We start from the raw sequence: 14632 nt of genomic DNA, 5'->3' as shown, positions 1-14632 counted from the left end.
TGTGGCCGACTTGCCGACCGAGCCGAGGCACTGCTTGCCCACGTGCGTGGTTACTGCCCCGTCCTTACGGTGCCCGGAGTCGTCGACCACCAGCACGCCGCCCGCTTGCGGGGCGATGGTCGAGTCGGCCCTCAGCGGTTTCAGGCGGCCAGTGTTGACCGTTTCCTAATCCCAGGCCGGCTCCGAGAGGAAGAACTGCAGCCGCCGCACCGCCGGATGCTGGGCACTGGCCGCCCGTTCGGCACCGGCCAGGCAGGGGCAGTGCCTTGTTCCGGTCCCGCGCCCGTCACCCCGGCACCGTGGGACCCGCAGTACACCCCGACCAGGCCGGGGGAGTAGCGACCCGCATGCGGCTGAAGCACGTCGACGACACCGACGGGACTAGGGCGTGTCCGATGAGTCAGCGCTGATCCATGCATCTGCTGCTATTTCAAACACAAGAGCTCCACCTCGCTGTTTTGGGGGAACTGTTGTCTGGGCTCTGTCCAGGGCTGACGTGCTGCGCTGTGCTGGCTTCTTCCACTGAGGTACCGGGTTCGGGCCGATAAAGGAGGACTTATGAGGTCGCTATGGGGGCGGCGAGGACTCAGGAAAGCCGTTCTGGCGGGAGCGTCGGCGCTCGCGCTGCTGACGGCGACGGTGGGCAGCGCGCAGGCGGCGTCCGGCACCTACACCTACGTCACACCGTCCGGGCAGACCTTCCAGGGCCAGGACCCGCCCAGCGACACGTGCGTCCCGCTCACCGGGGGCGCGGTCAGGTTCTCCAACGACACGACCGACACCGCCTTCCTCTACGCCAGCGGATCATGCAGCGGGCAATGGGGCGAACTCGTGGGTACCGGCGCCACATGGGACGCACCCACCGGCGCCCAAGCCCTGGGCGTCCGCTTCGGTTCGGCCCCCGGGTAAATCATCAACGGACCCACAGCCGGATCGCAGCGAGGGTGACTGTGCTCTGGAAGACGTACGCTCTCTCGTCGTATGTCGTTGCTACGACCCGGAAGCCCTTGAGGGCGTTGACGGCTCGTTCTTAGGGCGTGTCGGCTGGGTCAGCCGCCAGACCCGTTGGCCAGACCTTAGTGCGCTCCTCCGGTCGCAGCCAGTGCCTCGGCCACCAACCAGCCTGCCCGTACGGCGTGTTCGGCGGTCGTCGGGACGCAGCGGTCCGCCGCCGGGTCGTACTCGGTCATGATCACGCCTGCGTGATCGGTGTCCGGCTCCTGGAGAGTCACCGGCTGGCCCGCGGTCGTCGCCGGGTGTGACGCGGTCGATGGCCCTCCACTGCGGAGCAACCGTCATGGTGGGGCGGGAGCGTTCTCGCAGAACGAACCTGCTCAAGGGCTGCTGCAAGAGGGGCATACCGACTGAGTACGCGTGCTCACTCCCCGCCGGGTAGCAACACTCATCCGATCCCGCTCCCGCCGACATACCGTCCCCGTATGCCCGAGGAGACCGCACCGACCAAAACCACCACCCGGACCGAGTCCGGGGCTCCCTCTTCCCTCCTCGGGTCCCTCGGATGCGGCTGCGCCGCACTCGTCATCGTGCTCGTGCTGGTGGTCCAGCTCGCATCGGGCTCATGGGGCGCGACGGACCTTCCCCGCGTCGCACCCAAGGACATGGCCGGCCGCGCCCTCGAACGATCCCAAGAGGCCTACACCACCATGGGGTTCCAGCGCACCATAAGCCCAGGTGTCGACCACCTCGGCGTCAGCACACAGAACACCTTCAGCTCCAGCTTCTGCTACGACGGCGGCCTGCTGGGGCTGGAGGACAAAACCATCGACGGTGCCTACCGGGTGAGCCACAACTGGGCGCTGGACCACGTCCCCGCCAGCCAGGCCGTCCCCGGCCTCCGTCGACTGCACCAGCACCTCAAAGACACCGGCTGGAAAATCACGTCCTACCGTGACGGAGAGAAAGGCGACTGGGACCTGTTCGTCCAGCGCGACGACGGGACCGAGCGGATGTCCTTCACCTGGTTCCCGGACCGGCAGTACTTCACCGGCGACGCCACCGTGCCCTGCGCCTACGACCCCGCGTGGAAGAACGGCGATGTAGGCCCGGCCGGAGACAACCAGAAACCACCCGCCTTCGGGCCCACACAACGAAACCAGGATCCACCCTCCTCAACCGCATCGCGGGAACAGACCGGAGCCGAGCTGATGGACATCGACAACTCCACCGAGCCGCCCGCTCATCGGCGGAGCGCCCCATAATCCCCTCCTGCACTCGTGGGCCGGACGCTGCCGATCGCTCCCTGCGCCCGTGGGCCGGACGTGTTTGGCCTTCGCATGGAGCTGGGCCGTGGTTGTCGCACAAGGCGTAGACCCTGGAGCGGCCGCACGCGTACTCGGCCGGGGCAGGTGTTGAGTGCGGCGTGGAGCTCGGTCTCGTCGTGGACCTGCTACTTGACCTTGGGTTCCTTCGCGCCGGACTCGTACGCGTCGCACAGCGCAACGATGTGATCGATGGTTACCTGGTCGCGGCCGATGACGTTCGTCGTCGCGTTGTAGGGGTTCGGCCAGGTCCCGCCGAGGGGAGGTGGTTCGCACGCCGTTGGCCACGGAGTGCGGACCACCTGGATGATGGTGCCTACTAGAGCCAGACGGGCGGGTCCCAGAGACTGGCGGGCTTGTTCCTGAGGATGCGTCGGATGGCAGCGATCATGTCATTCACCTCCCTTCGTCAGCGCAGGCTTGACGGGGGTCTTGGGGGTACGCCGAAGGACGAAGGGACGGGGGAGGACGGAGCCGGCCACCAGGGGCCGATCATCGCCGCCGCTGACGGTCAGGTGGGCGTTCTGTGCCAGGGCGGTGACCGCCTCGGTGATCAGGCTGTGCGCGACGGCCGCCCCGGCACAGGTGAACGGACCGGTGCTGAAGGGCAGGTAGGGGCCTTGCCCGCCCGGCTCGTCCCAGCGTTCGGGCCGGAACAGCTCGGGCCGGTCCCAGCGGCCCGCGTCGTGGTGCAGCAAGTAGGGGCTGACCGACAGGGCCGTGCCCGGCGCGAACGACAGGCCGCCGAACTCGAGAGCGTAGGGGACGGGCCGGCCGACCATCCAGACGAACGGACGGTGCCGTCCGGCCTCGCGCACCAGCGACTCCGTGGCCCATGGCCAGGGCGGGCCGGGCGGGTGGTGCAGGTAAGCCAGCAGGAGTGCCCACGCCACCGCGTAGCCGATGTTGCCCACGATCGACTGGAACAGCAGCACGTACAGGTCCGTCACCCTCTGGTCGGTGGTCCCCTCGGGGCAGGCTCCGATCACCGCGTCCAGCACGTCCCGCGGCTCGCCCGCTCCGGAGCCCTCCGCCCGGCGGTGCCTCACCTGCTCGGTGAGCGCGGACAGCAGCCCGGGGCGCAGCATTTCCACCCGTGCCCGCTGCCACATGTGCGGCTGGCGGGCGGTCAGTCCGCCCGCCACGGCCTTCACCATCAGCCGCCGCAGCTCCGGCGGGGCGCCGGGGTGCAGCAACGCGTCCGCCGTGCACCGGTACACCAGCGAAGGCCCCGCTTGGGGCCACTGGCTGACCGGCCCCAACCTGTCCGCGGCTTCGGCCAGGCACTGACGGTAGGCGGGTAGGTGCGCCCGCATCACGTTTCGGACGGTGCGGCCGAGGGCGATCTGGGCGGGCCGCGAAGGCAGCATGTCCCCGAAGAACGTGGACATGCCGGTGTGGAAGACCGGGTCGTGCAGCACGGTGAGCGCCAGTTCGGAATCCCTCACACACCAGGCGCCCCACGGGAGCCGGAACACCTCCGCGTGGCTCCGGCGAGCGCGGTCCTCGATGTACCCCAGCGGATCACGCCGGAAGCGGCGCATCTCCCTCACGCTCACCGCACGCCTCCCAAGAGCCGAAGGGGCTTCATCCGAGTCATGCCAGAATCGCTGCTGATGTCGCGGACTTGTCCATCGGCGACCTTGCACAACGCTGCAGGGGCGGCACTCCACCCGTAAAGGTGAACACAAGCCAACCACCGAGGTCGTCGCCCTCCTTGAATCCGTCTGCCCTGCTGACCCGGCCCCTCAGCGCCGGAGACCGCGCAGACGTGATCACCACGTGGACCCACACCCTGGCACTCCCGGCCACGAACGCGGCTGACAGTGACCGCCGCTGTCGGGGGTCGGCGTCGGGCAGGGTCAGTTCGATGAAGCTGCGGCCGTCCTGCCAGACACCTACGGACGTGATGTCCCCGACGAAAGCCATCGTGCCGGTACCGGTGATCCATCGTGCCGGTACCGGTGATGACGTGGACCTGGTCGGCATGGATCGGACGGCGGCCGGGCCAGGAACTCATGCCGGCACCTCCCCGGTGAGGGCGATCTCAGCGATGCGATTCCAGGCGATCTGCGCGCCGTCGTGCCGCTGCTCGACGAGATGCAGTCGATCCGCTCGTATGGTCCCGGAAAGCGGTCCCTCGATGTCCGCCAGCGCGGCCTTGAGGTCGGCGGCGTTGACGTCGGGCGCCGGTGGAGGTGTAGGCGAGGGAGATGCGGGGACAGCGGCTCGGCGCGGCTGTGAAGGGCCCGCACCTCGGCTCCATCACCTGCGTGAGAGTCTCCACGATCTGCGTGAAGGTGTCGCCCGGCCATCCGCTGATCTCGAAGGCCGCGTTGCCGACCGCCGGCCGGTCGAACGTGAGCGTGAAGGGGGCCAGCATCTGCGCGTAGCGCGTCACGTCCTCGATGACGGCGTCCACCGTGGCCTGCTCGATGTTGTCGAGGCCGAGGTCGACGGCGTGCAGCAGTGTGCAGTGGAGGTCCTGCACCTGCACCTCTTTCAGCCCCGGGCTGGACAGGGGCAACTCTTGGTGTAGGTCCGCAATGGGAAAGTCCCCTACCGCTCCAGCGACCTGCAGGTTCTCGAGATGTCTCATCGGCGGGCCACCCGTATCCGTCTCACGATCTTGTCCCTTTTGAGGCTGCGCGCATCGTGGAAGAAGGTGGATGTGTCCCTCGCCGACCGTGCCCGTCCTCAACACGTGCCGCCCAACCGGACCTCCGACCTCGAAGCCGGCGGCGGACCGGATCATCGACCACCTGGGGCCGATGCTCGCGCTGCAGCCCCGGAAGCGATTTCGCAAGGACACCGTGAATGGACCTTGGGACGCGAACCGATGCCTTCACGCAGAAAGTGCCTTCCCACCGCGACAGCAGAGACCCTGGACACGTCTCATCGTCCCTGGCCGGGAGGCACTTTCGCGTTCACGGCACGGTGACCGCCCTCACCCCAAGTGAAAGCGCGAGGTTAGGGCTTGATGATCACCTGGAACGCCTCGCCCTCGAGGATACGGTCGGAGTTCACGGCCGCGCTGAGCTCCCTCTGGCCCACGCCCTCGTTGTCAACGCGGGTGACGTGGGAGCGCACACAACGCGCGGTGGCCTCGTCGCCATGCAGGACCGTGACGCTCCATACACCGCCTACTTTCTGGGGAAGGATGTCCACGCACGCGGACGGGGGGTTGCCGCCCTCGTTGGACATGGCGAAAGGGAACTCATCACACGAGTCGTCCGGCACTGAGGGGTGATCCGGGAAGCTTCTACAGGTAATCCCGCGCTTTCTGTCCGCTTCCTTTTTCCCGCCGGAGCCACGATGCAGGGGATGCTCCGCGGTACCGAAGTTATTGCTGCCGAATTTCTGCAGGTTCTTCTGCGCCCACTCATAGGTGACGGCAGCGGCATGGTAGAGCGACTCGCGGACCGTCACATTGGCCAGGTGCTCCGGGATGATGCAGCCCGGTGAGCTACTGACCTTGGCGTCACAGCGTATCTGGATGCCGTCCCAGTCGTTGTTCTCAGTTGGCAGGGGTACCCCGGGGGCCAGAATGTTCAGCTCCACGTGGTAGTGGATGCGGGACAGCGCCTCAGAGTCCTGGCCGACTGAAGAGCTGTAGTCGATGGACCCGCCCAGGTGGTCACCCGGGTTCGTCAGCGTCCCAATGAGGGGCGCTGACGCGGTGCATTGGCCGATGCAGGTGCTCTGCAGGTTCATCTGCACGGCGGGAATTTTCTCTGATTTCTTGTCCAGGGTGACAATAACGTGCTCCCGCCAATTGGCGTTCGTTACGCTCTTGAGCCTGGAGTAGATCGCGAGGTAGCCCTCGGCCGTGCCGATCACCGAGTTATCGGGGCCATAGTACGTCCACCTCAACGGCCTTGTAATGCAGTACGCGAGGCGGGTGGAGTTGGGTTGTTTGTCGCACAGGCTGTCCGGGCTGTCCGGATCGTCGCTGTCGCTGCCGTTGTCGCGGGGGGCGGGGCCAAGCGCACGCGCGGAGGCGGGCGGTACGGAAGTGACCTCGGAGCAGGGCCACGCCGCGCCCTTAGGGGCCCCACTGCCGAGGGGGACGGGCGTGCAGGTGCCGTGGCCGTGAGGGGCGGTCCGGCCCGTGGCCGGGGCAGCGGCGGCCTGGGAGGTTCCCAGGGCCAGCAGGGCGGCGGTGAGGGCGAGTGAGGCTATCGCCGCCAGCAGTCGTCTGACGCGTTTCAAAGTTGATCCCCCTTTTTCCGGTGGCATGTGAATCCACTCGGGATCGAACCGGGGTAGGGCCCGTCTGCGTCAGCCAGCACTAGAATCTTCCACGTTCGCTCTTCGGCCTGTTCGGGCCTACCACCGCGGCCCGTCTTCGCGACGGCATTCCCGCGGTCGGCAGGGTGCGCGGGCCCGGTGGCCGTCGCTGGACCGCCGAATGCGACAGCGGCGTCCGGCGTCGCCCCGGCCAGGGCACGGTGCCGCCTGTTCGGTCTTCGGTCCCGTCCTCCGTGGCGACGATGTAAACCTGGTAAGGGCATGTCGTTTACTCCTTGTTTTCCGATTGGTTGTGTTCCGTGTGCCCGCGCTGGATGCGGTCGGGGATCATGCGGATGCTGCCGGGTCGGCCGTCGGGATCGGCGCTCCTCCCTTCCAGCTCACCGCCGGACACTCATCTGGCTCGATTCGCTGGATTCTCTTCTGCCGCGCCGATGCCTCTCTGCCCCCATCGTTCATAGGGCTGTTCACGCTGACGCGCAAACATTCAAGACGCCATGGCTGTCGAAGGTGCTCGGTTTCAGAATGTGCAAGTTGGCCGAATACCGTGATGGCTAGGTGGCGGTCGGTCGCGCCGGCAAACGACGAAAGGCCGGTCTGGTACTCGGTGGCCGCCGAGGTGACAGCGGCGGAATCACAACTACAACAGCTCATCTGTGTGGCGATGGCGGTGCATCTTAGCTATGCGGATGAAATCCTGATGACCTGCGGGCAGGTCAAGACTGCCTAACAGCCCATGAAGGGGCATGGGTTGTGCCTCGGACGGGCTGATTCCGTCATCGCCACTGCGTCGCTGCCGACGCTAGATTCTCCTCGATCGACCACCGCTCCCCGCCATGTAACTAGCAGAATTCCGGCCTGGGGTGACATGCCACCCGGCCAAGAAAAGGGCATGATGAGCCACTTAAGATCTTCCGGCCGCTGGGCCAGAGGGCTGGTAGCCCTCACCGTGACCGCTGCTTCGACAATCGCCGCCATCACTGCCGTGGCCGGCCCCGCCGCCGCGGCAGGGCACCCGAAACCTGCCGTAACCGCCGGCAAGCCGAAGCTCGGCGACACCTGCACCTCCGCCGACCTCGGCACACGCCACCCGTTCATCAAGACCACCGAAGTCGCCCCGACGATCACTCACTTCAAGGGCTGGTACGTCACCCAGGGCTCGACCGGCACCCAGACCATCTCGACCAACACCCAGACCACCATCTCGGTCTCCGTCGGCCTCAACGGCGGCGTCAACGGCAGCTTCGGCACCGAGGCCCTCGGCCTGGTCGGCGCGAGCCTGGGCCTGAACGTTCAGGTCAACTACTCCTCCACGTCCAGCGTGTCGAACTCCATCACCTGGAACTTCTTCCAGCCCGGCTACTACGGGCTCTACAAGGGAACCAAGAAGGTCACCGGCACCTACGGCAGTCTCAACTGCAACCGCACCGACCTGGGCGGCGGCACCTACGGCCTGAAGTGGACCGAGGGCCCCGACACCGGCAGCTACACCACCTACACCACCCTCGAAGAAGGCGCGGTGCGCTGCGAGGACAAGGTCCCCGCCAACAGCATCATGCGCAAGGCGCAGGACCTCCTCGACTGCGGCTCGGCCGCCGCCACCGCGAAGCACCCGGCCGGGCCAGTCCCCTCGGCGAAGGCCGTTAAGGCCAGTCAAGAAGCCGAGCAGGCCGCCAAGGCCACCCAGAGGATGAAGGCCACCCAGGCCGCCAAGCCCGCTCCGCGCGCCGCCCTGGACTGCCAACCCGGCGCCTACAAGATCGACGTTCCCGGCAAGCCCCTGAACTGGAGCGCACCGCTCCTGGCCAACGACGGCATCCGCCTGCGCGAATCCAACTGGACCAGCGCCCACCTGGACAACTGGCGCCTGTGCAACGTCACGGAGAACAACGGAGTCATCGAGGCATCCCTGTGGAACTGGGGCAACGGCGGATGCGCGACCATCCCGGCGGACATCGCCAACCAGGAGCAGGCCTACCTGACAACGGCCAACTGCGGGGAGGACGACCTCCAGCGGTTCTACATCTACCGCGACGTACCCGGGAGCACGAAGATCGGTCTGCAGAACAAGTACACCGGCTCCATGATGGGCCACGACCGGTACGCGGACGGTGAGTTGATCCGCCAGTACTCCAGCGGCCGACAGGACGGAACGGGCACGTACACCCTGACCGGAGTCTGACGACCCCCACCCCGTGAGCGCGGCCCCACACGTGAACCCCGACCTCCCGGTTCCACACGGTGAAGTCACGAACGAGCCCGCACCCCCGAGTACCCCGGGTGGCGCGGGCTCGTTCGCGCGGGCCCAACCGAACCTATGCGCCGTGCGGTTGGTGCCAGGTCTCGACCGGGTCGTCGCTGTACCACGTAGTCAAAGTTGAACCGTACGGCCCCGTCCGCGTTCGCCAGACACGACAGCGCCAGACCGGGGTCGACCAGCCACCTGGCTCCTCGCCGTCCCGCCGCGGGACGACCGCCAGCGCCACCCGGCCGCCCGCGTACAGGGCCTCGGCCCGGGCCGACGCACAGCACCCAGGTCGTACCGCCCACCACCGAGGCGAGGTAGAACTCATCGCGGCCGGCCCGAGGAGGGAGGTGAGCACCTCGCCCACCGCCAGGTCTCCGCGCACGGCATAGCGGGCCTCCTCCACGTAGCCGTTCGGGCCGGGCTCGTTCCCGGCGTGGACCTGGTCCCGGTCGACGCGCAGGATGGTCCCGCCCGCTGGTAGGGGCTTCGCTTTCGTCCAGATGGAAGTGTCCTGTCGCAGTGAGCCTGTCAGATGGCGAGTCTCTGACCTGCTGGGGTGCCAGATCGTTTGAGATCACAGGATTCCCGCGTTCTCAGCCGATGTGGCTTTCGCGGAAGTCCCGTTCGCGATAGAGGCAGAAGCGCCGGTAGAGAGGGTCCTGGGTTCCGAGGGTGGTGTAGATCCGGGCGAATCGTCGGCTCAGCTCGGCAGTCGTGGCCAGATAGAGCTCTTTGGGGACGATGGTGTTCGTCGGCGGGTCGAGGACCAGGGTGGCCAGCACCACGATCTCGGGGAAGGCCGCGAGGCGGTGGCGGTCCTCCGCTGGAATCATCTTGCTGGCGGAGTGCGCTTCGATGCGGTCGAGGCGATCGGTCCACTCTCGCCTGAGATCGATCGGCATGCCGGAAGCGGACCACTCGTCGACGATCTTGCAGCCGACATCGAGGGCTTGCCTCATCTTTCGGTGGCGGCGGGCGAAGCGGTCGAGTCGCCGTTGGGCGTGAAGGACTTCCGGCAGGTGCGCGAGCGGGATGTCATGCGTGGAACGGGTCCAGAGCCGATGCCTCAGGCAGACGTGCTGGTGGGCGGGCGAGAGCGTGATCACCACGGAAGCCGATGGACTGCGGCTGGCCGTGCAGCAGCGGCAGGGACGGCCGATCACCCGGTCGGAGTGAGACCCCGAGGCGTCGGGGTTGAGGAAGTCGGCGAGCGCGGGCAGGGCCCTGGCGAGCCTGGCCGCTGGGCGTCCGGAGAGCGTCGCCAAACGCTCCACTGAGTGGGATGTCCAGCCGGTTGTGGTGTTGCTGAGCGGGGAGAACTCCGGCGGCAGGGGACCCAGGAGCCGGGCGAGGGGGCCTGCGGGTCGGTTGTTCGCGACGGCCAGGCGGTGGAGATAGGAGCCGAGGGTCTCGTTGTGGATGGGGCCGGGCGAGACGGGCAGCTGCCGGAGCTGGTCAGGCCGCATCGGCGTCGGGCCTCTTGCGGCGGGGCCGTCGTGCTCGGCGGCGTTCACCGTGTGAGCTCTCGGCGGCCTGGTCCACCTCGATGGTGTCAAGGGTCTTGCGGGTGATGACTTCGCTGCCGTTGAGGATGGCTTCGAGGGCGGCTCCGCGGACCAGTTGGGAGAGGCTGCCGATCGCACCGTCAGTACGTTCGTGGAGATAGCCGTCGAGTTTGACCAGGCTGCCGGGCTTGTGCCGGTGCAGCCGCAGCGCGTCTTCGAGCGAGGCGATCAGGCTCCGCCAGTTCTGCCGCTGTGCGCTGGTGCCATAGGCGAACGGTTGGGTGTCGGTGACGGTGTAGCGGCCGGCGATCTGCTGTCCCCGGACCCCGTTGAACAGGCCGCTCGCGGCGACATCGATGCCGGCCAGTACGAAGGTGGCGGGGATGCGCTCGGACAGGTATTTGAGCTGGTCGGAAGCTTCGGCCCCGGCCTGAGTCGCGAGGTTGAGGTTGTGGATCTCGTCGACAAGCGCGAGCTCGACCCGCATTTTGATCAACAGGTCGCAGACGGCGTTGGTAATGGACTTCTGGGTTTCTTGGCGGACGACCGGGAGCCCCAGAAACCGTGCGAACTCGATGGCGAGCATCTTCGGGGTGGCCCGGGGCGGGACGGTGACGTAGACAACCGGCATGCGTCCCGCGGCGGCCGGGCCAAGACGTTTGCGGACCAGGAGCTCATGGTTGCGGCCGAGCTGGGCGATGGCGGTGGTCTTGCCGGTCCCGGCCTGGCCGGTGACGATCAGTCCGCGGCGGCCGGAGATCTGGTGCCGGTTGAGCAGGACGAGGCGCCGTCCGGTGGTGAACACGTTGCGGATGGTGGGGGTGGCCACGATCACCAGCCGGGAGTGGTAATCCAGCCGCGGCTCGTTGTAAGCGAGGCGGTTCTCCTCACTCAGGGCCCTGAAGGCCCGAAGCGAGAGCATCTGCGGGCATGCTGGGATGGCGTCGACGAACCGGTGCCAGCCATCTTTGGTGGTCAGCGGATTGTGTTCGTCGTCGAGGGTGTCGGCGGGGGGTGTCACCACAGCGGTTTGCCTTCCTCTTCCAAGGGGTTGAAGACGCCGAACGGTGTGACCGGCACCTCCTCGTCCTCGACCTCGCGATCCCCTGCATCGGCGGCTGCGGCAGGCGGAAGTGCGGGCCGTGAGGGCGCTTCGAGGGCGGCCCGGGTGCGGGCCAGGACCTGCTTGGACCTGGCAGGCGGCTTCCCGGACCGGTGCAGAAGTTTCGCCAGGACCTGGGCAATGGCGGTCTCGCTGGTGTCGTCGTGGCCCTGGTCGGCGAGAAGCTGGCGCGCGTGACGCCAGGTGAAGTCGGCGAACGGGGCCCGAACCATGGGCAGATGCGTCCAGGGCGCCTCGATCCACCGGCGGCTGTCGCTTCGCCGTACCCAGACACGGGAGACGTCGTAGGGGTCGTAGTGCACCTCCCAGAGGTCGTCCTTGGCCGTCAGGCCGGACGGCTGTCGTCGCAGGCGGTTGAGTTCGGGGCTGTCGTAGGTGCGGTAGTTGACCTTGATGCCGTAGTCGTTGATAGCCCTCCAGACCGCGGGCAGGAGCTCGATGTAGTCCTCTGCCGACAACGCGACGGGCAGATAGCCGGCGCGGGCAACGGCGATCGCGTACGACTCGTTCGGGGACAGCGTCCGTCCCGACATGTAGGGGTTGCGCAGGCCCTCGTGGGGACGCTGCTGCCAGCAGATGATCCACTCATCGAGTAGGTCCTGGAGCTGGGCGAGGGTCCAGACCGCTTCGGATGCCGGGTCGCTGCCGCGGCGGGTGACGTCCGAGCCGGTGTAACCCGCGACGTACTGGCAGAAGAGCGAGTTGATCGACGCGAAGGTCCTCTCCACGATCGCCTTGTCCGTCGGGGTTCGGGGGCGGGCGAGCTGAAGCGAGATCCCCAGCAACGAGCAGGCGGAGGAGAACGTGTCGGAGACGAACACCTTGCCGTGGTCAATCACGATGGTGTCCGGGACAATGACCGGCTTGGCCGCGGCCTGCTCCAGCCGCGTATCGATGGCCATCAGCCGCTCGTGCGGCAGGATCGAGTCCGCCATGGCCAATGTATGGCTCCAGCCCGGCCTCATCGGTTCTGGAACCAGCATCCTGGCCAGCAGCACTGCGGCGTCGACGCCTTTCGTGCCCGCGGGTCTCAGCAGGGCCGCGCAGATCGTGCGCGTGGTGACATCGACCGCAATTGTCAATTCCGGTCGGGCGATGACGCCGTCGTCCAGCACCGCCATCACGTCCAGGCGGGTGGAATCGATCTGCACGATCTCTCCGGGCCGGGCGGCCATCGACGGCGTGAAGGGGCCCATGGGCCGAAGAGCCTTCTGACGGCGGACCGTTGCCGATCCGAAGGCTTCGTTGTTCTTGGCGAGGCTGTTCACGAGCCGGTAGAAGGTCGCCCGCTTCGGCAGAAGTTTCACCGCCTCCTCGCCGTGTCTCGCGTCGAGGATCTGCTCGGCCTGCATCATCAGGCGCTTGCGGTCGCCGGTCGACAGCTCCGTCTGTCCATCCAGGGCTTCGGTGACAGCTGCCACGACACGTTCGTCCACTCGGCCGGTGCCGGGGACCGGCGCCGGCGGCTTCCGGGACCGGCCGTCCACCAGACCCCACAATCCCTCGGCCTCGTAGCGCTGCCGCATCCGCAGAAACGTCCGCTGGCTGAGCTGCTGTCCACCGGCCGCCAACTCAGCGACCTTCGCGGCCTCGCGCTCCATCAGCGTCCGCCAGGCCGGGTCGTACTCCGGCCGAGGAGAGGCGCCCTCCGGCGCATCCGGCGGCAACCCGGTGAGCACCTCCACGACATGCCGTTCCCAGAACCGGGCCTGCTCGACGACCGGCGGGGGCAAGGCGTCCACCAGCGCGAACGGCGGCAAGGTCGCCGCCGGGACAGCGTCCGACCCTCGGTCCAGCACCTCGAAGTCCGCGGCCGCCATCACATATCCCGCGGCCATGACGCTGGTGTCCCCGTCGTCGCTGAGCAGCCGAAGAGCCGTGCCCTCCAGCCCGATGACCTGGTGGGTCCTGCCCTCGAACCGGACCCGATCCCCGACCCGCAACACCCCTCGCGGAGCCAGCTCACCCACGGCTCACCTCCGCGCAACCGATCACAGAGCCATCCCCCAGCGGAACCGTCAGATCGGCCCGTAGCTCACCGCACCACAGCAGGTGGAAGAGCGTGGGCAGCACCGCCAGCAGATCCCCCACATCCCTGGCGCCGTCCATCAGCAGCCGCGGATCTCGGAAGACATCCGTGAGCCGAGCCACGACCTCGCCGACCCGGTTGCGCGGGTGCCGATAGCCCGACAGCCAGCGGACGTTGGCCATCTCCACCGGCTCGGGTTCGTGTACCAGCGCATACGACCAGCAACCCATGGCCTGACACATCGCCTCAGTCGCCGAGAACTTCACCGCGTCCTCCGGACCTACCCGGTCCTCCGGCCGGACATCGACCACCAGACCCGACCCGTCCTCCAGCCGTGCGAAGTAGTCCGGCGTATGCGAGATCCGACGCGTCGCCCCCGGCCAGGTCACCCGGAACGGCTGCGAAGCCAGCCCCACCACCCGCCGGTCATGGTCGAGCAACATGGCCCGGTCCCGCTCCAGCCACGACTCGAACCCGACCAGCGACTCCGTCGTCGCCGCCCAGTACCTGCCCGTGAAGTGCCGCTGCCCGCGATACGACGCGAACTGTCGTACCGGAAGTACAGACTCGAACGGGACCCGAGATGCTGCCTCCAGCACGGACTTCCTCGGCCCACCGCCCTCCCCGTCAGCCCACTCGACATCGACCAGATCCAGGTCCATCGCCACCCCCGGCTCCGCTTACCTGCCGAAAGCGACGGTGACAGGTACAGCGAGAACGAGACCAGAGAAGTGAGATCAAACCCCACGAACGAGGCAAACGTCGCCGCTCAGCACGCGACGCAGTGAGAATCCGCCAGCGCGAACGAGAACGACTGAGAATCCGACAGCTTCGATGCGACAGGACAGGAAGTTCGTCTCACCGCGACACCCTTTGGGACAGACAAGGGCCACGGTCAATGAGAAAGGGACGGGCGAAATGCGAACCTACAACTTGGTACGGCGTGACGAGGGCGGCGGCCTCCTGGGCAGTCGGCAGGAGATGCCAGTGCAGATCACGACGGCCCGGCGGCTCTGGCAGAGGAAGACGCGCAGCGCACCGCCGCCTCGACGGCTGGGATGAAGCAGGACGAGCAGCGGCGCCCTGGGCGCCGGCTGCTGCCAGGCGGCGGTACCGGCGCACCGTGCCGTGTCGGTCAGAGCCGCGGTGGCTACTGGCTCTCGCCGCGCCGAGCCCGAGCAGCTCGCGGGCATCACG

The 14632-nt window shown here is 67.5% G+C and carries 12 protein-coding genes and 2 pseudogenes; 5 read left to right on the top strand and 9 right to left on the bottom strand.

Annotated elements, in window-relative coordinates; translation table 11 throughout:
• The first annotated feature begins 558 nt into the window (after positions 1 to 558).
• Entirely contained in the window at positions 559 to 909 is a 351-nt protein-coding gene (locus tag K2224_RS15405) for a hypothetical protein (RefSeq protein WP_221907084.1), read from the top strand.
• A 4-nt stretch (positions 910 to 913) separates the two neighbouring features.
• Here the strand turns inward: K2224_RS15405 and K2224_RS15400 are convergent.
• Positions 914 to 1030 (bottom strand): annotated as a pseudogene (locus tag K2224_RS15400) (IS5/IS1182 family transposase); the annotation flags it as partial.
• Between the two features lie 409 nt (positions 1031 to 1439).
• Here K2224_RS15400 and K2224_RS15390 point away from each other — a divergent pair.
• Positions 1440 to 2219, top strand: coding sequence for a hypothetical protein (locus tag K2224_RS15390; protein ID WP_221907083.1), 780 nt, complete (start codon positions 1440 to 1442; stop codon positions 2217 to 2219).
• Positions 2220 to 2407: 188 nt separating this feature from the next.
• Here the strand turns inward: K2224_RS15390 and K2224_RS15385 are convergent, their stop codons facing one another.
• From K2224_RS15385 to K2224_RS15375, 3 genes are all read right to left on the bottom strand, one after another.
• Positions 2408 to 2581, bottom strand: a complete 174-nt coding sequence (locus K2224_RS15385) for a hypothetical protein (RefSeq protein WP_221907082.1) — start codon at positions 2579 to 2581, stop codon at positions 2408 to 2410.
• A 90-nt stretch (positions 2582 to 2671) separates the two neighbouring features.
• Positions 2672 to 3838: a cytochrome P450 gene (locus K2224_RS15380; protein ID WP_260692658.1), complete on the bottom strand. Its 1167-nt coding sequence runs from the start codon at positions 3836 to 3838 to the stop codon at positions 2672 to 2674.
• Between the two features lie 488 nt (positions 3839 to 4326).
• Positions 4327 to 4878 (bottom strand): hypothetical protein, encoded by a 552-nt coding sequence (locus K2224_RS15375; RefSeq protein WP_221907081.1) that lies wholly within the window; start codon positions 4876 to 4878, stop codon positions 4327 to 4329.
• Between the two features lie 130 nt (positions 4879 to 5008).
• On the opposite strand from K2224_RS15375, the pseudogene K2224_RS15370 reads away from it, so the two are divergent.
• A pseudogene (locus K2224_RS15370) lies at positions 5009 to 5095 on the top strand (IS5/IS1182 family transposase); the annotation flags it as partial.
• A gap of 154 nt (positions 5096 to 5249) precedes the next feature.
• On the opposite strand, the gene K2224_RS15365 reads toward K2224_RS15370, so the two are convergent.
• A complete protein-coding gene (locus K2224_RS15365; RefSeq protein ID WP_221907080.1) occupies positions 5250 to 6491 on the bottom strand; it encodes a hypothetical protein in 1242 nt (413 codons plus the stop codon).
• Positions 6492 to 6831: 340 nt separating this feature from the next.
• On the opposite strand from K2224_RS15365, the gene K2224_RS15360 reads away from it, so the two are divergent.
• Both K2224_RS15360 and K2224_RS15355 read left to right on the top strand, forming a co-directional pair.
• Positions 6832 to 7260 carry a hypothetical protein gene (locus K2224_RS15360; RefSeq protein ID WP_221907079.1) on the top strand — a complete coding sequence of 143 codons (429 nt, stop codon included), beginning with the start codon at positions 6832 to 6834 and terminating at the stop codon, positions 7258 to 7260.
• Between the two features lie 165 nt (positions 7261 to 7425).
• Positions 7426 to 8712, top strand: a complete 1287-nt coding sequence (locus tag K2224_RS15355) for a hypothetical protein (protein ID WP_399020050.1) — start codon at positions 7426 to 7428, stop codon at positions 8710 to 8712.
• Positions 8713 to 9371: 659 nt separating this feature from the next.
• On the opposite strand, the gene K2224_RS15350 is transcribed toward K2224_RS15355, so the two are convergent.
• The 4 genes from K2224_RS15350 to K2224_RS15335 are packed head-to-tail and all read right to left on the bottom strand — an operon-like array spanning position 9372 to position 14097.
• The gene (locus K2224_RS15350) at positions 9372 to 10244 is read right to left on the bottom strand and encodes a TniQ family protein (protein WP_221906957.1); all 873 of its coding nucleotides are present in this window, start codon (positions 10242 to 10244) and stop codon (positions 9372 to 9374) included.
• On the bottom strand, positions 10234 to 11307 hold the full coding sequence (locus tag K2224_RS15345) for an ATP-binding protein (RefSeq protein ID WP_260692632.1): 1074 nt from the start codon (positions 11305 to 11307) through the stop codon (positions 10234 to 10236). Before K2224_RS15345 ends, K2224_RS15350 begins: the two co-directional genes overlap by 11 nt.
• The gene (locus tag K2224_RS15340) at positions 11301 to 13376 is read right to left on the bottom strand and encodes a Mu transposase C-terminal domain-containing protein (RefSeq protein ID WP_260692631.1); all 2076 of its coding nucleotides are present in this window, start codon (positions 13374 to 13376) and stop codon (positions 11301 to 11303) included. Before K2224_RS15340 ends, K2224_RS15345 begins: the two co-directional genes overlap by 7 nt.
• Positions 13369 to 14097, bottom strand: coding sequence for a TnsA-like heteromeric transposase endonuclease subunit (locus tag K2224_RS15335; protein ID WP_260693457.1), 729 nt, complete (start codon positions 14095 to 14097; stop codon positions 13369 to 13371). Before K2224_RS15335 ends, K2224_RS15340 begins: the two co-directional genes overlap by 8 nt.
• Positions 14098 to 14632: the final 535 nt, after the last annotated feature.

Origin of the sequence: Streptomyces sp. BHT-5-2, assembly GCF_019774615.1 — a bacterium.
In the GTDB taxonomy this organism is placed as follows: domain Bacteria; phylum Actinomycetota; class Actinomycetes; order Streptomycetales; family Streptomycetaceae; genus Streptomyces.
Note: the sequence above shows the minus strand (reverse complement) of the source record. Positions and strands in the feature narration are given on the sequence as shown.